Genomic DNA, 18740 nt, shown 5'->3' on the forward strand with positions numbered 1-18740 from the left:
ATGCTCACTTTTATTAATTCAGAAGTCGAAATTGGTTTACTCAGTCACCTCAAGTTTGTGAGGCAATCGCAATCCAGCCCCGGGCCACTCATATCAAAGTGCCTTCACTGCGCCCGGGGAGCATAGACCAGAAAACCCGTAATCCCGGGGGAAGATTCAGAAAACCTGTTACAAAATCTGAAGCTTGACCATCAAGGCGCTAACTCATAACCTCCTCCCTCCGGCGCCTAAGAAACGCCTCAAGTAGCGGCCTGACCGCTCCCGAAAGATGTGGTTTTTTGCGCCTACGGTTTTTTCGTGGGCGCAGGAAAAGACTCTGCTATGTCGGGAGTGGGCGAATACAAGACCCGAAAGGGAAATATGTCCGGCCTTCTACTTGGGGTTTCTTAACTCCCGGCGCCTTAGCCCTAAGAAAGCTATCAAGTAGAGGTAATGGAAATGCCTGCATCTGTCTGCGCCAGCTCGCAAACGCTCCTCCTTCCGGAGGTGTGCCATGTATGATCTTTTTTCTCCCACCGTATTTACCCGTTTAAACCTCCCTCTCCATGCCCTCCTTCTGGAAAACCAACCCTGGTTCTGCGCTCGCGACCTTGGGCGTCTTATGGGTTGGTATTTGGATGAGCGAACGACTCGCAAGCTAGATGAAGACCAACGAAGGAATGTAAATCTACTGTTCCACGGTCAACCGGAAGAAATGCTGATGATCAGCGAATCCGGTGCCTATGCATTACTGGTCTATCACTACACACCAGGCAATCGTCTATTGCGTAGCTGGCTCACCCACGAAGTTGTTCCGACATTGCGCGACGAGCGCCAACCTCGAACCGTGGAGCGCCCCTTGTTGAGCATGCTGGATTGGCCGGAGATGTCGTTGAACCTGCTGCATTGGCAGGATGAAGGTTGGATTAGGCTTCGGGACATGCCGTATTTGTTGGTTAATCGGACCTATCGGCGAGAATCAGCAAAGACTCCGTGGTGGCGCAAACTCACTCAACCTTTCCGAATGAAGCAGCGATTTCACTAAATTCCACGACAACCAAATCCGACCAATTCGTAGGAAATTTCGTAGACGCAATAATGGCTACTCAGTATCGTCCGAGGGTTTTCTACCCTCGGCGGCTGTATGGATATTACGAAAGAAAAAACGGACTGGAACGACGCTGAGCTGACAGCGGCGGTAGAGGCGTACTTGAAGATGTTGGCCTGGGAAAAGAGCGGCCAACCTTTCAACAAAGCACTCGAAAACCGCCTTCTGCGTGAAGGCCCGGTAGCGGGCCGTGCGAAGGGTTCTATTGAGTTTCGCATGCAAAATATCTCTACCGTGCTCGTCCGTATGGGCTGGGACCGCATCGAGGGCTATAAGCCCGCCAAAAATGTGGGCTCAGGCGTAGAGCAACGCATCCGCAATGCACTGGCCGCAAAGGGCGTGTTCGAATCAGAAGATGCTGCCCAAACGGCAGACGAACAAACGCTGATCCGCCGCGCATCCAAACTGCAGCGACAACCCTTCCATAAGCTACCCGACGGCATAGCCCAGCCACAGAAGGTATCGACCGTCAGCACCGCCTTTGTCCGCGACCCAAAGGTACGCGCCTGGGTACTAAAAGAAGCCAACGGCATCTGCGAAGGCTGCGGTTCAAACGCGCCTTTCGAGGTCGACGGCCAGCCATTTCTTGAAGTACATCACGTCAAGCACCTCGCCCAGAAGGGTTCGGATCGCACCAGCAATGCTGTAGCCTTGTGCCCCAATTGCCATCAGCGTTGCCACCGGTCGAGTGACCGGGAGGCTTTCACCGAGTCGCTGTACGCCAAGATCGGAAGATTGGCACGGGAGTAAACTCCTGCTGTCACACCTGATGCACGCTTAATAAACACTAGATAGGACCGAGGCCAACCCGTGAACCCAGACATGCTCGAAGCCGGCCCAATGGACGCCAAAGTACTCTCCGTCTTTGACTTCGACGGCACCCTGACCCATCACGACAGTTTCGTGCCCTTCCTCAAGTTTGCCTTTGGCACCGGCGAGTTCTATGGCCGGATGGTCAAGCTGGCGGTGCCGGGCCTGCGTTTTTTGCTGCGGCAGATCAGTCGAGATGAGTTGAAGGCGCAGTTGATCCGCACCTTTATGACCGGGGTTGAGAAGGCGTGGGTTCAGCAGCAGGCTGAGGCGTATTGCCAGCGCACGTGGAGCAAGCTGATGCGCCCGACTGGGTTGCAGTCGGTGGCGGATGAGGTGAAGTCCGGGGCGGAGGTGACGTTGTGTTCGGCGTCGCCGGCGTTGGTGTTGCAGCCGTTTGCGAATCGGTTGGGGATCAAGTTGATTGGCACTGAGCTTGAGGTGGTCGACGGGGTGTTGACGGGCAAGCTCACGGGGAATAATTGCCGCTGTGAGAATAAGGTGCTGCGGCTTGAGGCGGTGTATGGGGATTTGGGCGATTATCGGCTCAGGGCCTGGGGCGATACCCGTGGGGATCGGGAGTTGTTGGCGGCGGCGCAGGATGCGCATTTTCGGCATTTTCATTCGAAGAAGAAGCAGGGCAAGTTGCAGCGGTGATGTGGGTGGATGGGGTCGGCGGGTGGACCGAGGTGATCCCATCGCTGCCTCGCTGGGGCTCGAGAGCTCCCACATTTTGATCGGTGCAGGCCAGACAACGCACTAGCATGGGGTGCTGGGGGTCGATACAAATAGCGGGGTCGGCAGCGGACCGAGTTGATCCCATCGCTGCCTCGCTGGGGCTCGAGAGCTCCCACATTTGGGCTTTGTTGGCCTGTTGATCGTTGCTCGGCGGGGGTTATGTTGCGGCTTTGAGGTCTACGTCCAGGGCTGTGGCGAAGGCTTTTACCATTGGGCTTCTTGGCGCGTTGTGGCGCAGGATCAGGTTGAAGGCGGTGCTTAGGTGAACCTGCTCCGGGCACAGTGCGCGCAGGCGCCCTTCCCTGACCAGTGGCGCGGCGTAGTGTTCGGGCAGGAAGCCTAGGAAGCGGCCGGTGAGAATCAGGATGGCGACGGCTTCAACCTGTGAGGCCGAGGCGGACTGGCTGTCGTAGGTGACGAAGTTGGCTTTGTCGCGATGGATTGCATACCGGTGGTTGACCACTTCGTATTGGCGCAGCACTTCTGGCGTGATGTCGCTCGCGTTGAACAGTGGGTGTCCTACGGCGCAGTAGGCGTGGGCTTTTTCTTCGTACAACGGGAAGTAGTCGAATTCTTCGCGGCGTTGGTAAACCGGCACGATGCCGACGATCAGCCGCCCTTCCACCACGCCGCGCTCAACTTCGTCCAATTGCGAGGCATGTAGGCGCAATCTAATTTTTGGCGATTCGCTGTGTAGTTTCCCTAACGCGGTAATTAGCGGCGAATTAACGTCGGAGACGGTGTTATCAATAACGCCCACACTTAGGTCGCCGATGAGTTCATTTTGCGCCGAACTAAGTTTGTCTCTGAAACTGTCCACCGAGGTAAATAACTCGATGGAAGCCTGATACACCAACTTGCCTTCTTCGGTCAGGCCAAAGCCTTCCCGGCCCCTTGTACACAGGCGCATGCCGATGCGAATTTCAAGGTCGGAGATCTGTTTGCTGATGGCCGCCAGGCCCACGTTCAGCTCGTTTTGCGCGGCGCTGAAGCCGCCTGCTTCGACCACGGCCATGAACACGCGCAGTAATTTGAAGTCCAGCCCGCTCAGTTGCAGGGGCGGTCGTGTGCCGGGTTTTGGCGGCATGTTTCCAGAAGTGGAAAGTGGGGTTTCCATAATACGCGTTGACCTCAAGTGCCATATTCAACAGGCTTCAACCCAATCCTTGAACATAGCCAGGCGGCGATAATGGCCGTAAACATCCGCCCTTGGCAACCTTGAATATAGCGGGTTGAACAGCACACAGAGGCTGATTTAACACCCGTAAAAACCTGACACTACGATCAGGTCTTTTTAGTTTTTTACTGCCTCCGACTCTTCTAAAAACAAGCGTGAGGAATACCGATGTCCCAGCCCACCGACCGCCTTTGGGGTGCTCGTTTCAAGACCGGCCCGTCTGCTGCATTGGCCGCGTTGTCGCGTTGCCCTGAGCGCTATTTTCGCCTGACGCCCTACGACCTGGCCGGCTCCCGTGCCCATGCCCGCGAGTTGCAACGCGCCGGTTTGCTGGATGAGTCCGAGACCCTGCGCACCCTCGAAGCCCTGGACCGCATTGGTGAGGACTTCGCCGCCGGGCGCCTGCATCCAACCCTGGATGACGAGGACGTGCACACCTTTATCGAACGCGTATTGACCGAGCGCCTGGGCGCCTTGGGTGGCAAGTTGCGCGCCGGGCGTTCGCGTAACGATCAGACCGCCAATGATCTGCGCCTTTTCCTACGCGACCATGCGCGCATCATCACCACTGAGGTGTTGGGTTTGCAGCAGGCGTTGGTGGAGCAGGCTGAGCAGCATGTGGAGAGCATCTGCCCGGGCTTCACGCACTTGCAGCAGGCGCAACCGATTGTGTTTGCCCACCATTTGCTCGCCCATGCGCAATCGATGCTGCGCGATGTGCAGCGTTTGGTGGATTGGGATGCGCGCACCGCGTTGTCACCGTTGGGTGCTGCCGCGATGGCAGGCTCGGCGATTGCGCGCCAGCCAGAGCATTCGGCCAAGGAAATGGGCTACACCGGGCCGTGCGAAAACTCGATCGACGCCGTCGCCAGTCGTGACCATGTGGCGGAGTTCCTGTTTGTGGCGGGCATGCTCGGGGTGAATATTTCGCGGCTGTCGGAGGAGTTTTGCCTGTGGTCGTCGCGCCAGTTTCGCTGGGTGGTGCTGGACGATGCCTACGCCACCGGCAGCTCGATCATGCCGCAGAAAAAGAACCCGGACATTGCCGAACTGGCGCGGGGCAAGGCTGGGCGCTTGATTGGCAACCTGACCGGGTTGATGTCGACGCTCAAGTCGTTGCCGCTGTCGTACAACCGCGATCTGAGTGAAGACAAGCACAGTGTGTTGGACAGTGTGGACACCTTGCTGCTGGTGCTGCCAGCGATGGCCGGGATGGTCGCGACGATGAAGGTGCAAGTTGAAGAGCTGCGGCGTCAGGCGCCGATGGGCTTCACCTTGGCGACTGAGGTGGCGGATTGGTTGGCCACGCGCGGCGTGCCGTTCAAGGAGGCGCATGAGATTACCGGCGCCTTGGTGCAAGCCTGCGAGAAACACGAGATTGAGTTGTGGGAAGCCTCACCGGCGATGTTAGCGCAGGTGGATGCCCGGCTGCTGCCGGAGGTGCGGGACTGCTTGACCCTGGAAGCGGCGATTGCGGCGCGCAGTGGTTGGGGTGGGACGGCGCCGGAGCGGGTTCGGGAGCAGATTGGGCGGTTGAAGACTGCCTTGGCTGAGCAGCAGAGATGGGCTGAGAGTTATCAGGGGTTTCGGATTTAAACCTGGGCCTTTGTGGTGAGTTTGCTGGCGCTTTCGCAGGCAAGCCAGCTCCCACATTTGAACCATGTTTTAACAGTTGGATCGAGTACAGCAGTGGAGTAGCACCATGAACCAAACCCCGGCGGAGCGCCTGGAAGCCGAGCGCAAGTTGTCCGAGAACCAGTTCGATATCACGCAGTACGAGCACGTGCCGCGTCGCTATTACGGGCGGATGTTTTTCGCCACGTTGATCGTGATCGCATTGGCCGCGTTGCTGCGTGCCTTTGCCAATGGCCAGATCGAATGGTCCTACATCGGGCAGTTCCTCACGTCTGAGGCCATTCTGTGGGGCCTGGTCAACACCATCGTCATGTCGATTCTGGCAATGGCGCTGGGCGTGGTCATCGGCGTGATCACGGCGATCATGCGCATGTCGGCCAACCCGATCCTGCGCTACGTGGCCATCACTTACACCTGGCTGTTCCGCGGTACGCCGCTGATTCTGCAGCTGTTGCTGTGGTTCAACCTGGCGCTGATTTTCCCGGTGATCGCCATACCCGGCCTGTTCAGCATCGACACCGTCGACCTGATGACGCCATTCGTGGCCGCGCTGCTCGGCCTCAGCATCAACCAGGGCGCCTACACCGCCGAAGTGGTGCGCGCCGGCTTGCTGTCGGTCGACACCGGCCAGTACGAAGCCGCCAAGTCCATCGGCATGCCAAGCCTGCAAGCGCTGCGTAGGGTGATTCTGCCGCAGGCGATGCGAGTGATCATTCCGCCGGTAGGCAACGAGTTCATCAGCATGGTGAAAATGACCAGCCTGGCCAGCGTGATCCAGTATTCGGAGCTGCTGCACAACGCGCAAAACATCTACTACGCCAACGCCCGCGTCATGGAGCTGCTAATTGTGGCCGGCATCTGGTACCTGGCGGTGGTGACTGTTCTTTCATTTGGTCAAAGCCGCCTCGAGCGTCGTTTTGCCCGCGGCGCCGGCAAGCGTTCGTAAGTCTGGGTTGAGGAGATTTGCCCCATGAGAAGCATCGTCAAGGCCGTCAACCTGAACAAGTATTACGACGAGTATCACGCGCTGCGCGACATCAATATCGAGGTCGAGCAAGGCGAAGTCATGTGCATCATCGGCCCGTCCGGCTCGGGTAAAAGCACGTTGCTGCGCTGCGTCAACCAGCTGGAAAAGATCGACAAGGGCGGCCTGTGGGTCGACGGCGAACTGGTCGGTTACCGCGTCGTCGGCAACAAGCTGCATGAGATGAATGAATCGCAGATTGCCCGCCAGCGCCTGGCGACCGGCATGGTGTTCCAGCGCTTCAATTTGTTCCCGCACATGACCGTGTTGCAAAACATCATCGAAGGCCCGGTGCAGGTGCTCAAGCGCTCGCCCAAGGAAGCCATCGAAGACGCGCTGGAGTTGCTGGCCCGCGTCGGCCTGGCGGACAAGCGCAATGCCTACCCGGTGGAATTGTCCGGCGGCCAGCAACAGCGTGTGGCCATTGCCCGCGCGCTGGCGATGCGCCCCAAGTTGATGTTGTTTGACGAGCCCACGTCAGCCCTCGACCCGGAGCTTGTAGGCGAAGTGCTGTCGGTGATGCGCGATTTGGCCACCACCGGCATGACCATGATCGTGGTCACCCATGAGTTGGGCTTCGCCCGCGAAGTCTCCAACCGCATGGTGTTTATGGACGCCGGCCAGATTGTGGAAGCCGGCAGCCCTGAAGAAATTCTAATAAGCCCACAAAACCCGCGTACCCAAAGCTTTATTTCTGCCGTTCGCACTTAACTAAAAAACTAACGAGAACGCCCCCATGAAAAAATTGTTTATCCCAACGTTGCTCGCAGGCCTGATGGCCTCCTCGTGTGTATTCGCGGCATTGCCGGCGGCAATCAAGGACAAGGGTGAGATCAGCGCGGCCATCGTGCCGAACTACCCGCCGATGGATTTCAAGGACACCGCCACCAACAAACTCACCGGCCTTGACTTCGACCTGGGCAACGCCCTGGCCGAGCGCCTGGGCGTGAAGATCAAGTGGCAGGAGACCGGCTTCGAGCAGATGCTCAGCGGCCTGACCACCAAGCGCGTCGACATCGTACTGTCAGGCATGAGTGACACCGCCGAGCGCCAGAAGGCCGTGACCTTCATCGACTACTTCACCAGCGGCCCGCAGCTGTACACCCTGGCCAAGCGTGAAGACCTCAAGGAATTGACTGACCTGTGCGGTAAAAAAGTCGGCACCAGCCGCCGTACCACCTGGCCGTCGGAAATTTCCGCGTGGAGCAAGGAAAACTGCGAAGCGGCGGGTAAGCCAGCGGTCGTGGTGATCGGCACTGAAGGCTCTGCGGATGCGCGCGCGCAATTGCAGCAAAACCGTTTGGACGCGGCGATGCAGGGCAGCGAGACGATTCCTTATTTGATGTCGTTGGACAAGGGCAAGTACAAGCCGGTGGGCCTGGCGATTTCCAAGCAGTTCACGGGGCTGGGGATTGAGAAGAGCAACACCGAGCTGGTCACGGCGATCAGTGAGGCGTTGCAGGGCATGATTGATGATGGCACGTACGGCAAGATCCTGAAGAAGTGGGATCTGGAACAGGGTGCGGTTGAAAAAATCAGCATCAATGCCGGGCAGTAAACACTGCAAAAACCTGTGGGAGCTGGCTTGCCTGCTCCCACATTTGAATTGTGTTGTATTGGAAAATTAATAAGGACATCCGCCCCACCGTGGCCACCTACTCCCTGGTAATCCGCCGCCTGATGATCTGCTCGGTGACCATCGTCGTCAGCCGCGCCATGACCAGTCCGCTGCTGGCCCTTTGGCTGAGCACGCGCCTGGGCCTCAACCAGCAGGACATCGGCTTGCTGATGGGCATCGCCGTGTTCATCGCCACGTTGCTCGGCCTCTATGGCGGCTACGTCATTGACCGCCTGGAAAAGCGCAAGCTGCTGATCCTGGCCATGCTTTCCAGCGCCATCGGATTTTTGTTGCTGACCTTTGCCAGCAACCTCTACCTCACCACCCTGACCCTGGTGATTACTGAAGCCGCGTCGGCACTGTTCCTGATCGGCTCCAAGGCCATCATCAGCGAAAACCTGCCGGTGGGCGACCGCGCCAAAGTATTTTCCCTGCGCTACACCCTGACCAACGTCGGCTATGCCACCGGCCCGATGGTGGGTGTGGTGATCGCCGGGCAGATCCCCTGGGCGCCGTTCCTGATCGCCAGCGCCATCGCCCTGGGCAGTGTGTTCCTGATGATCGGCATTGCGCCGACCCAGCGCGACAACAGCAACAAACCCCTGAGTTTTCTCACGACCCTGCGCACGCTACGCAGCGACCGCACGCTGATCCTGTTCACCAGCGGCAGCCTGTTGAGCACCATAGTCCACGGGCGCTATACGCTTTATCTGTCACAGTTTCTGCTGGTGGCCTACAAGCCCGCCGAGGCGCTGAAGATTCTGTCGGCGGTGCTGGCCTGCAACGCCATCACCGTGATTTTGATGCAGTACCAGATCGGCCGTTTTCTCAAACGTGAACAGCTGCGCTACTGGATCGTGCTGGGCACGTTATTGTTCATTGTCGGGCTGATCGGTTTCAGTCTGGCGGACAGCCTGGTGACCTGGTGCCTGGCGATGTTCGTGTTCACCTTGGGCGAGATGATCATTTACCCCTCGGAATTCCTGTTCATCGACACCATCGCCCCGGACGCGCTGCGCGGCAGTTATTACGGTGCGCAAAACCTGGCGGCATTTGGCGGGGCGATGAGCCCGGTCATTTGCGGGTACCTGCTGATCAATGCGGCGCCGGTCAGCATGTTCTATGCCCTCGGCGCATTGACCGCGGTAGGCGGCACCTTGTGTTTCCTGAGTGGGCGGCGTGTGGCCGGTACACCGCCTCTCTAATGTGGGAGCTGGCTTGCCTGCGATAACGGTGGGCCAGCTTGCCTATCCGTAAACTGACACACCACCTTCGCAGGCAAGCCAGCTCGCACATTTTTTGCTCTGCGTAGCGGCTTCTATTTGCGTAATATCCAGCCACTCATCTCACGGACCCGAGCCCCATGAAATTCGACACGGCCTACAGCCTGAGTCTCGATGACAAACTGTCGATCTACGACGTACGAGACCTGAATTTCGACGAAACCAGCCCTTTCGACTCCGACAAGGACAGTTTCCTGTGCCCCAACGATGAATGCCGCGCGGCGTTCGATGCGGGCAACGCGCTCAGCACCTTCAACGCAAAAAACGTCAACTATCAGCGTACGCCGCACTTCAAGAACAAGGCCAGTACCCAGCACATCGACGGCTGCCGCTACGCCAGCACGCACAAGACTGCGACCGGCGAAACCGATGACGAGCGCGAGGATAATTTCCCATCGGAATGGGTCCTGACACGGCGCCAGTACGAGCGCAAGCCTGCCGTGACCGGCTCCGAAGCCGGCATCCCACACGATCCGACGAAGGTTGCATCTACTCGGGCCAGTTCGTCCCACAGCGCCAGCGACGCTACCCCAGACAAAACCAGCGTGTTCGCCCACCCGGTGGAATGCTATGTGTCGAATATCGACGACAAAGACAAGCTCAAGAGCATGCCGCTGAAGATCGGCGATCACACGGCAACCTACTGGACATTTTTCAAGAAGATCGAGTACCTGCAAGACAACAACGGCCTGATCTACTGGGGCAAAATCAAGCAGATCAAGGACTACACCGCCAGCTTTCGCATCGATTTCGAAAAGAAGGTGTGGCTCGACAAGAAGCCCTACTCGGTCAACGTCTACCTGAGCAAAAAACTCATCGAAAACTACCGCAAGCGCACGGCGTTCCTGGAACAGATCAAGGCGGCGGCAGACAGTAAAAAGGCGCTGTATTGCTTCTTTTATGGGGTCACGCCGCAATTGAAACAGGTGCCAAGCAAGAAGAACCCCGAGCAGACATTCGGGGTTTTCAGCGCGAATATCGAGAACCTGGATCACTTGATCATTCGAGAAGCGCCGGGCGTGGAATAACGCGCGGCTGAAACGCCATTAAAAAAATCCAGTTGATGAGCGGTCAAAACAACTGTACAAAAACACAGTATAGTTTGCCTTCCCCCGTCGAACCTGGAGAACCCCCCATGTCCTCTCTGGCAATGAGCTCTTTCGTAGAACAGCAGATCGTCCTGCACCAATTCACCGCCAAGCACAGTGTGCAGGCCCGCGCGATGCTTGGTTGGAGCCGAGAAGAACTGGCCCGACAAACCGGGCTGGCGGTCGAAACGGTGCAACGCTTTGAAAGCCAGGGCGATGTAGATGATGAAACCCGCCTGGTATTGGCCTTTCGGCTGGAGGCTGAGGGGCTGGTGTTTTTCCCAGGGTTTGCGCCGGGTTGGGGCATGAGTGCGCGCAAGTTCGACAAGGCCCCGGCCGAGCCCGCGGCACAAGGCATCATTTCGCGCTTGATGGGCTCAACAGCGGCATCAATTGATTCACCAGCGCCTCAACCGAATGGTGCGTAGCGTCCAGCCGGATCACCGGGCAGGTCAGTGGCTTCAGCCAGCTTTCATGCCGACGCAGGCTGCGTAGGCTGTGGTTACCATCATCGTAACGAGCAGCCCAGGCGAGAAACGCGACGCTGTTTTCATGGCGGCTGCCGCCCTCCAGAATCCGGTCACCATAGCGCTGCTCTTCGCGCAGCCGCAGGCGGTGCAGGCGAACCTGCGGGTCTACACGCAGGAACACCACATGGGTGAACTGCGGGATCATGGCATCGCCCCATCCGCACACTGAGCCGGACAGCACCCAGCCTTCGAGGCCGGCACTTTGTTCCTGTAACAGACGCGTGCGTTCATCCCGTAACCGAGCGACGGTGAACGGTTCCGGAGTTTGCTGCCAGAAGAAGTCGTCGGAGTCGAAATAAACCACATTCAAGCGTTCGGCCAAGGCTTTGCCCAAGGTCGTAGTGCCTGCGCCTGCAGCGCCGAGGATGTGAATTTTATAGCGCATGACTTGCCCCCTTAACTTGAGTGTAAGCCGTTGGGGCATCAGGCCTGCAATTGCAGCGCGCGGCGCATCATTTGTGGCGGCTGGCCGAAGGCACGCAGGAAGGCGCGACGCATGCGCTCCGGGTCACCGAAGCCGGTGTCGCGGGCAATGATGTCGATAGGGTGGTCGCCGGATTCAAGCATCAGCCGCGCTGCTTCAATGCGCAGGCGTTCGATCGCCTTGGCCGGGGTGTGGCCGGTTTCGCTGCGAAACAGACGGCTGAACTGGCGCGGACTAAGGTGCGCGACGTCGGCCAGCCGTTCAACCGAAAGCTCTTCCTGCAAATGCTGGCGGGCGAAGACCAGGGCGGTTTGCACACGGTCGGACTTGGGGTCGATGTCCAGCAGCGCGGAAAATTGCGACTGGCCGCCCGCACGGCGATGGTAGATCACCAACTTGCGCGCAACCTCGCGGGCCACCTCTACACCCAGGTCGTTTTCGACAAGTGCCAGGGCCAGGTCAAGGCAGGCGGTCATGCCGGCAGAAGTCCAGAGTGGGCCGTCGACAGTGAAGATGCGGTCTTCTTCAAGCCTCACTTTGGGATACGCCTGACGAAAGGCACGGGCGTGGTACCAGTGAGTGGTTGCCTTGCGGCCTTCCAGCAGCCCGGCCGCCGCCAGGTGGAAAGAGCCGGTGCAGGCAGAAGTCACACGACGCGACGTCACCACTGCGTGCTGCAAGTAGCTGAGCAGGCCAGGCGTGGCATCGAGTACTTCGTTATCGCCCACTACCAACACCGTGTCGTACGGACCAAAGGGCACCGTATCAATGGCAAAACCCATGGAGCTTTTGACCGGCCCGCCCTCCTCGGATACCAGGTCTACCCGATAGAACGGCTGTTCCACTTCCAGATTGGCGAATTCAAACACCGTACTGGTGCTCAGGCTGAGCATCTGAAAACCCGGAAACAGCAAAATACCGACAGACACCATGGCCAAACCTCATGTCTCTAAAGGAGGGATATACGACATTGCAGCCACGACATTACACCCATAATCTTGGTTGCAACAAGGCCCCCTTTCCTCGGCCCTCCTGGAGCAACTGCAATGACTCAATCCAAAGGTTATGCGCTGATCACCGGCGCTTCTTCGGGCATTGGCGCCACCTACGCCGATCGCCTGGCTCGCCAGGGTTACGATCTGATATTGGTGGCGCGTAACCAGCACCGACTGGAGCGGCTGGCGACTCAGCTCAACGCCGATACCCAACGGGATATCCAAGTGGTGGTGGCCGACCTGAATCTGCCGGCCGATCTGGCCCGTATCGAACAGATCCTGCACGACGACAGCCGCATCAGCCTGTTGGTGAACAACGCCGGCATCGGTGCCACCGCGCCCTTGCTCGACAGCGATGCGGACAAGATGGAGGCGATGATCCTGCTCAATGTGCTGGCCCTGACCCGCCTGGCCAAAGCTGCAGCAACCAACTTTGTCGCCCAGGGTCGCGGCACCCTGATCAACATCGGCTCGATCGTGGCGGTCGCACCCAAGTTGCTGAATGGTGTTTACGGGGGCACCAAAGCATTTGTGCAGGCGTTTTCCGAATCACTCGAGCATGAGCTGAGCGACAAGGGTGTACGGGTTCAAGTGGTGTTGCCCGGTGCCACCGCCACCGAGTTTTGGGACGTTGCCGGCCTGCCGGTGAGCAACCTGCCCGAGACAATGGTCATGACCACGCAAAACCTGGTGGACGCCGCATTGGCAGGGCTCGCACAAGGTGAGAGGGTCACCATCCCGTCACTGCCTGACAGCCTGGATTGGGACGCTTACGAAACCGCGCGCCTGGCCTTGGGGCCAAACCTGTCACACAGCAGCCCGGCCCCACGTTACGGCGTGTAGTCAGCGAATAGACTAAAGCCCAGGTCAGTGGCCGCCTGGGCCGCCGGCGCTGATCTGTCGATAGGCACGCAGCAACGCGTGCAAAGCATCGCGAGACCCTCGAGCGCCATAAAACCAAAGCTTCGTGCCCTCTGCCAACGGCTCGCAAACGGCGGGATACCCGCTTAAGCACGCACTATGAAACGCCGCACATTGATCGTCAGACACCAAGGCATCAAGACGATGCCTGGTCACCAGATCGTCGATTTCACGCGTCTGCAAAGAGAATTGAAGGCTGTGGTCTGCACGTCGTGCATCTACCGGTACCAATTGCGCACCGGCCTGTTGCAGGACGTCGAACGCTCGGCGCAAGGCTGCGCTGTGTTCAATGGCTTCGTAATGGGCCCCGTGCACATACCGGTCAGCGAACCCGATGCGCCACCCTGCGAGCACCTTGGCAGCGGTAAAGGTGCTGTTCACAGGCCCTGTGGGCTCGATACCACTCAAGGCGACGAGTAACAGCGCAGGGTCTCGCTCGGATTTTAGCAGCGGGGCCACGGCGTTGTAACCGGGAATGAGTGCGAAGCCCTTTGGAGGGTCAGCGCCGAAGACGATACCGCCCAGGCTGGCTTTATCGGTGTGGGCCTGGGCCGGCGCAGCGTTCGCGCCGCCCGCTTCACCCGCTTCCGGCAAGGAAGGCCCAAGCCGACAAGGCAAGCCCAACCGCCAATGCTCCCTACAGTTTTTTTCCATCAGAACCTGCACCCCGACAATGACCGTGCGGGATCATCGCACTCTCATCGAAGGGTTGTCGCAGGGCTGAAATACCCTGAAAACTCATTTTCCTACGGCCCCAAACTTCAGCCCGCAGCGTGCTCTTTCGCACCTTGAGTTTCCACGTCCAACCACCACGCATGCCCACGCTCAGGCTGGTTCAGATTGAACGCTTGCCCCATCGCCGGCGTGGTAATCGAAACGTTGCGCTCCCAGGCCAGGGCCATGATGCGGTCGAACGGCTCGTGCCAGGCATGGAACGCCAGGTCGAACGTGCCGTTGTGAATCGGCAGCAACCAACGGCCTTTAAGGTCGATATGCGCCTGTAAGGTTTGCTCCGGCTGCATGTGCACATGGGGCCAGTCGACGTTGTAAGCACCTGTTTCCATCAGCGTGAGATCAAACGGGCCGTATTGTTCGCCGATGCGTTTGAAACCGTCGAAATAACCGGTGTCGCCACTGAAAAACACCCGCCGCGCACCGTCGATCATCACCCAGGAACACCACAGGGTCTGGTTGCCGTCAAACAGACCGCGCCCGGAAAAGTGCTGGGCCGGCGTGGCGATAAAGCGAATGCCATCGACCTCGGTGCCTTGCCACCAATCCAGTTGCCTGACTTTGCTGGCGTCCACACCCCATTTCACCAGGGTGTCGCCCACACCCAGCGGGGCGAGAAAGTAGCGGGTTTTGTCGGCCAGCTGGACCACGGCCTTATGGTCCAGATGGTCATAGTGATTGTGCGAAAGAATCACCGCTTCCAGCGGCGGCAAGTCTTCAAGGCTGATGGGCGGCTGATGGAAGCGCTTGGGCCCGGCCCAACTGAACGGTGAGGCACGCTCGGCAAACACCGGGTCGGTGAGCCAGAACTTACCGCGCATTTTCAGCAACACGGTGGAATGCCCCAGACGGAACACGCTGTGATCGGGAGCGGCCAACAGCTGCTCGCGTGTCAGCGGTTGCACCGGGATCTTGCCCACAGGGCGCGTGCTGCGCGGCTTGTTGAAAAGCATGTTCCAGAAAATCCGCAACGTCTTGCCAAAGCCGCCGTGCTGCACTGGGGCATCGTTGGTGAAATGCCCTTGCTCCTGCTCGGCAGGTTTGAGTGCTTCAGGCGAAGGGTCGAGACGGCTTGAAATCGTGGCCATTACAGAGTGACTCCTGGGGTCCGCTCATAAATTACACTGCACAGTGTAGTTTCTAGATTGCAACAAAACCCGGAGCAAGTAAACTACCGAGTGTAATTTCATCCAAGAGCCGAACGCATTCCATGACTGCTCCCCAACGCCTCACCGACCGCAAACGCGAAGCCATCGTGGCAGCGGCCATCACCGAGTTTCGGGCTAACGGGTTCGAGGTCACCAGCATGGACAAAATCGCCGCCACCGCCGGTGTCTCCAAGCGCACGGTCTACAACCACTTTCCCAGCAAGGAAGAGTTGTTTGCAGAAATCCTGCACCAGTTGTGGGCCAGCAGCGTCGCCCAGCTGGACGCCAGCTACGCCAGTGACCGCCCCCTGCGCGAGCAATTGCGCGGTTTGCTGCAGGCGAAGATGCAGATGATGTCGGACGCCAACTTCCTCGACCTGGCCCGCGTCGCGATCGCCGCCACCATTCATTCGCCCGAACGCGCGCAAGACATGGTCAACCGCTTGAGCAAGCGCGAGGAAGGCTTCACCCAGTGGGTACGCGCGGCCCAGGAAGATGGCCGCCTGGCCTGCACCGACCCGGCCTTTGCGGCCCATCAGATACAGAGCCTGCTCAAGGCGTTCGCCTTCTGGCCGCAAATTACCCTGGGCCAACCTACCCTCGACGCGGCCAGCCAGGCCAGCGTTATCGAATCGGCCATCGACCTGTTCCTGGCCGGCTACGAAGTCAGCCCTGCCCGTTCGCAATAAAGCCTGTTGCATGAGCGACATTCCAAGTCGTTTTTAGCGCATTCACCCGGTGTGCTACGCAAATGGCTTGGAAGGACACTGATTATTCCCACGCGAATAACTGACAATATTCACACCTATTATCCGATCAACGGTTCCCACCGCTGACGCACGCTGTCGCATCTGCAAAAAAGAGCTGACCCGGAACACTATGGAAAACAGACGAGGCAAAGGGCTGTCATTTGCCAGGCGTATCTACAAGCCAAGGATCATCGGCCTGGGTATCGGCTGTATCAGCGTCATCGGCGCCCTTTACCCATTGGCGATGCCGGGCTGGGTATGGGCCTTGCTGATATTCAACGGTTATGCCTGGGCCCATGTGGCGTACCAGCTCTCCACGCGCTCGCAATTTCCCTACCAGGCCGAACAACGCAACTTGCTCTATGACTCGCTGCTGGGCGGTTTCTGGGCGGCGGCCACGCAATTCACACCGCTGACGACCGTGACCATCCTGTCGATGATGACCATGAACAACGTCGCGGCCGGGGGCAAGCGCCTGTTTCTGCGCGGGCTGGTGGCACAGGCGGGCGGTATCGGCGTGGCGTGGGCGCTGTTGGGGATCAAGTTCAATCCCAACGTCAGCCTTGCCCAGGTGTATACCTGCCTGCCGATGCTGACGCTTTATCCGATGGCGATCGGCATGGTCTGCTATCAGTTGGCAATCAAACTCTCGGAACACAAACGCGCCCTCAGCGCCCTCAGCCGCGTCGACAGCCTCACCGGCCTGCTCAATCATGGCTCATGGAAAGACCTGCTCAATCTCAAGTTCCACAAATGCCAGCAGCAACACAGCCACGCCACCATTGCCTTGATCGATATCGACCATTTCAAACAGATCAACGACACCTATGGCCATATCGTCGGTGATCAGGTGTTGCGCCAGTTGAGTCAGGAGTTGCGTCAACACCTGAGGGAAAATGACTTGGCCGGCCGTTACGGCGGCGATGAGTTCTGTGTGATTCTTCCGCAAATGTCACTGGAAGAAGCTGCGCTGGTCATGGAACACATGCGAGAAACTTTTAGTAACTATCGCAATTCGCAGATCCCGGAGTTGCGCGTGAGCCTGAGCATTGGTCTGGCAGACTTCCAACCCGTCTTCAGCGATGCAGCAATGTGGCTCAACGCCGCGGATCGCGCGCTCTATGTCGCCAAGGACTCCGGTCGCAACCGGGTGAATATCAGCCACTACGTCGTCGCCCACTCCGCTTAAGTCGTCCTACGACACCTCGTCTGAATTCTCTTCAGACACACTGCTGCAGAAGCATAATGCCACCATTGGTCGCCTACTCAATGACGTTCCCGCCCTGAAGGCGAACTTCTTGGCCGGCCGATCACTCTGAACCCGTTGTTCAACCCCCCTCTGTCGGCACAAGGAAGCTGACAATGAGCAAGTCAACCGTAAGGCCTGGTGCCCTACGGGGGCAGGCGCAAATTCATGGATACCTCTGACGCGTGCTTCCCCGAGCTCTCGAACATGCTATTCAACGCCCACAAAAAAACCATCAACACCCTGCAACACACCAATGCTCAACAAGCCAGCTTGCTGGATGCCATCGAGCGCTCCATGGCGGTGATCGAATTCGATCTGCAAGGCACCGTCCTGCGGGCCAATGAGAATTTCCTCAAGACCATGAGCTACCGCGCCGAACAGATCGCGGGCCAGCCCCACCGGATGTTCTGCACCCCCGCGTTCACGCGCAGTGCCGAGTACAACCAGTTGTGGACGCAGCTGCGTAATGGCCAATTTCAGTCGGGCACCTTTGAGCGCGTCGGCGGCGACGGCCAATCGGTATGGCTGGAAGCCAGCTACAACCCGGTGCGCGATCACACGGGCCAGGTCATCAAAGTGGTGAAATACGCCATGGACGTCACCCCGCGCCTGCAGGCCGAAAGCGAAGCCAACGCCAAGTTGGGGGCCATCGACCGGGCCATGGCGGTGATCGAATTCAACCTCGACGGCACCATCATTACCGCCAATGCAAATTTCCTGCAGCGCATGGGCTACAGCCTGGCGCAGATCCAGGGCAAGCATCACCGCCTGTTCTGCAAGCCGGACCTGGCCAACAGCTCGACGTACAGTGAGTTCTGGAAGCGCTTGAACCAGGGCGAACTGTTCAACGGCCAGTTTGAACGCATCGACAAAAACGGCCAGACGGTGTGGCTGGAGGCCAACTACAACCCGGTGTACGACGCCAGCGGGCGCCTGTGCAAAGTGGTGAAATTCGCCTCCGACATCACCGCCAGAGTGCAACAGCATGCCGCCGACGCTGCCAGCGCTGCCCAGGCTTATCACATCTCGCTGAGCACTCGGGATATCGCCGAAAAGGGCGCCGATGTGATCCAGCAAACCGCCAGCGGCATGCGCGAAATTGCTGCCGACATCGATGGCTCCTCGCAACTGATCGCCAAGCTGGGCGAGCGTTCGCAGCAGATCACGGCCATCGTCAACACCATCCGCGGCATCGCCGACCAGACCAACCTGCTGGCCCTCAACGCCGCCATCGAAGCGGCGCGCGCTGGCGAACAAGGCCGTGGTTTTGCCGTGGTGGCCGATGAAGTGCGGCAACTGGCGGCACGCACCAGCGGCTCGACGGCGGAAATTTCCAGCATGATCGCGATGATCCAGGAGGAAACCCGCCAAGCCATCGACAGCATGGAAGGGACACGCGACCGCGCCGCTCAAGGTGTGGAGTTGGCCAACCAGGCCGGCACGGTGATCCTGCAGATTCGCGAAGGCACGGGCGAGGCCGTGCAGGCGGTGAGCGCGTTTGCCAATGAGCGGGGCAACAACTGACCTGATCT

19 protein-coding genes are annotated in these 18740 nt (G+C 58.8%); 14 read left to right on the forward strand and 5 right to left on the reverse strand.

What is annotated here, in order from left to right; all coding sequences use genetic code 11:
* The first annotated feature begins 493 nt into the window (after window positions 1-493).
* The 3 genes from NTD89_RS15920 (at window position 494) to NTD89_RS15930 (ending at window position 2554) form a co-directional block, all read left to right on the forward strand.
* On the forward strand, window positions 494-1024 hold the full coding sequence (locus tag NTD89_RS15920) for a Bro-N domain-containing protein (RefSeq protein WP_262208548.1): 531 nt from the start codon (window positions 494-496) through the stop codon (window positions 1022-1024).
* Window positions 1025-1123: 99 nt separating this feature from the next.
* Window positions 1124-1837 (forward strand): HNH endonuclease signature motif containing protein, encoded by a 714-nt coding sequence (locus NTD89_RS15925; protein WP_262208550.1) that lies wholly within the window; start codon window positions 1124-1126, stop codon window positions 1835-1837.
* A 72-nt stretch (window positions 1838-1909) separates the two neighbouring features.
* Window positions 1910-2554: an HAD-IB family hydrolase gene (locus tag NTD89_RS15930; protein WP_145159589.1), complete on the forward strand. Its 645-nt coding sequence runs from the start codon at window positions 1910-1912 to the stop codon at window positions 2552-2554.
* A 238-nt stretch (window positions 2555-2792) separates the two neighbouring features.
* Here NTD89_RS15930 and NTD89_RS15935 read toward each other — a convergent pair whose 3' ends face one another.
* Window positions 2793-3752 carry a LysR family transcriptional regulator gene (locus NTD89_RS15935; RefSeq protein ID WP_242196216.1) on the reverse strand — a complete coding sequence of 320 codons (960 nt, stop codon included), beginning with the start codon at window positions 3750-3752 and terminating at the stop codon, window positions 2793-2795.
* 228 nt (window positions 3753-3980) lie between these two features.
* Between NTD89_RS15935 and argH the strand changes: the two genes are divergently transcribed.
* The 7 genes from argH to NTD89_RS15970 all read left to right on the forward strand — a co-directional run bounded on the left by argH (window position 3981) and on the right by NTD89_RS15970 (window position 10888).
* Entirely contained in the window at window positions 3981-5408 is a 1428-nt protein-coding gene (gene argH, locus NTD89_RS15940) for an argininosuccinate lyase (protein ID WP_262208551.1), read from the forward strand.
* A 106-nt stretch (window positions 5409-5514) separates the two neighbouring features.
* Window positions 5515-6393 carry an amino acid ABC transporter permease gene (locus tag NTD89_RS15945; RefSeq protein WP_017134649.1) on the forward strand — a complete coding sequence of 293 codons (879 nt, stop codon included), beginning with the start codon at window positions 5515-5517 and terminating at the stop codon, window positions 6391-6393.
* 24 nt (window positions 6394-6417) lie between these two features.
* Window positions 6418-7182 carry an amino acid ABC transporter ATP-binding protein gene (locus tag NTD89_RS15950; RefSeq protein ID WP_119741579.1) on the forward strand — a complete coding sequence of 255 codons (765 nt, stop codon included), beginning with the start codon at window positions 6418-6420 and terminating at the stop codon, window positions 7180-7182.
* Window positions 7183-7207: 25 nt separating this feature from the next.
* A complete protein-coding gene (locus NTD89_RS15955) occupies window positions 7208-8029 on the forward strand; it encodes an ABC transporter substrate-binding protein (RefSeq protein WP_262208552.1) in 822 nt (273 codons plus the stop codon).
* Window positions 8030-8118: 89 nt separating this feature from the next.
* Window positions 8119-9294 carry an MFS transporter gene (locus NTD89_RS15960; RefSeq protein ID WP_262208554.1) on the forward strand — a complete coding sequence of 392 codons (1176 nt, stop codon included), beginning with the start codon at window positions 8119-8121 and terminating at the stop codon, window positions 9292-9294.
* Between the two features lie 158 nt (window positions 9295-9452).
* A complete protein-coding gene (locus tag NTD89_RS15965) occupies window positions 9453-10400 on the forward strand; it encodes a hypothetical protein (RefSeq protein ID WP_262208555.1) in 948 nt (315 codons plus the stop codon).
* Window positions 10401-10507: 107 nt separating this feature from the next.
* The gene (locus tag NTD89_RS15970) at window positions 10508-10888 is read left to right on the forward strand and encodes a multiprotein-bridging factor 1 family protein (protein ID WP_262208557.1); all 381 of its coding nucleotides are present in this window, start codon (window positions 10508-10510) and stop codon (window positions 10886-10888) included.
* Here the strand turns inward: NTD89_RS15970 and NTD89_RS15975 are convergent.
* Window positions 10818-11375, reverse strand: a complete 558-nt coding sequence (locus NTD89_RS15975) for an AAA family ATPase (RefSeq protein ID WP_145159403.1) — start codon at window positions 11373-11375, stop codon at window positions 10818-10820. The genes NTD89_RS15970 and NTD89_RS15975 overlap by 71 nt on opposite strands.
* 38 nt (window positions 11376-11413) lie before the next feature.
* A complete protein-coding gene (locus tag NTD89_RS15980) occupies window positions 11414-12346 on the reverse strand; it encodes a GlxA family transcriptional regulator (protein WP_262208559.1) in 933 nt (310 codons plus the stop codon).
* A gap of 114 nt (window positions 12347-12460) precedes the next feature.
* Here NTD89_RS15980 and NTD89_RS15985 point away from each other — a divergent pair, with 114 nt between their 5' ends.
* A complete protein-coding gene (locus NTD89_RS15985) occupies window positions 12461-13252 on the forward strand; it encodes an SDR family NAD(P)-dependent oxidoreductase (protein ID WP_262208560.1) in 792 nt (263 codons plus the stop codon).
* 24 nt (window positions 13253-13276) lie between these two features.
* Here NTD89_RS15985 and NTD89_RS15990 read toward each other — a convergent pair whose 3' ends face one another.
* Together NTD89_RS15990 and NTD89_RS15995 are read right to left on the reverse strand one after the other, a co-directional pair.
* On the reverse strand, window positions 13277-13984 hold the full coding sequence (locus tag NTD89_RS15990) for a hypothetical protein (protein ID WP_262208561.1): 708 nt from the start codon (window positions 13982-13984) through the stop codon (window positions 13277-13279).
* Between the two features lie 107 nt (window positions 13985-14091).
* Entirely contained in the window at window positions 14092-15150 is a 1059-nt protein-coding gene (locus NTD89_RS15995) for an MBL fold metallo-hydrolase (protein ID WP_119741564.1), read from the reverse strand.
* Window positions 15151-15272: 122 nt separating this feature from the next.
* On the opposite strand from NTD89_RS15995, the gene NTD89_RS16000 reads away from it, so the two are divergent.
* The 3 genes from NTD89_RS16000 to NTD89_RS16010 all read left to right on the forward strand — a co-directional run bounded on the left by NTD89_RS16000 (window position 15273) and on the right by NTD89_RS16010 (window position 18732).
* A complete protein-coding gene (locus NTD89_RS16000) occupies window positions 15273-15899 on the forward strand; it encodes a TetR/AcrR family transcriptional regulator (protein ID WP_145159411.1) in 627 nt (208 codons plus the stop codon).
* Window positions 15900-16089: 190 nt separating this feature from the next.
* Window positions 16090-17148, forward strand: coding sequence for a diguanylate cyclase (locus NTD89_RS16005; protein WP_262208562.1), 1059 nt, complete (start codon window positions 16090-16092; stop codon window positions 17146-17148).
* A 264-nt stretch (window positions 17149-17412) separates the two neighbouring features.
* Window positions 17413-18732 (forward strand): methyl-accepting chemotaxis protein, encoded by a 1320-nt coding sequence (locus tag NTD89_RS16010; RefSeq protein ID WP_145159594.1) that lies wholly within the window; start codon window positions 17413-17415, stop codon window positions 18730-18732.
* Window positions 18733-18740: the final 8 nt, after the last annotated feature.

This window comes from Pseudomonas sp. 14P_5.3_Bac1, assembly GCF_025466135.1.
In the GTDB taxonomy this organism is placed as follows: Bacteria; Pseudomonadota; Gammaproteobacteria; order Pseudomonadales; family Pseudomonadaceae; genus Aquipseudomonas.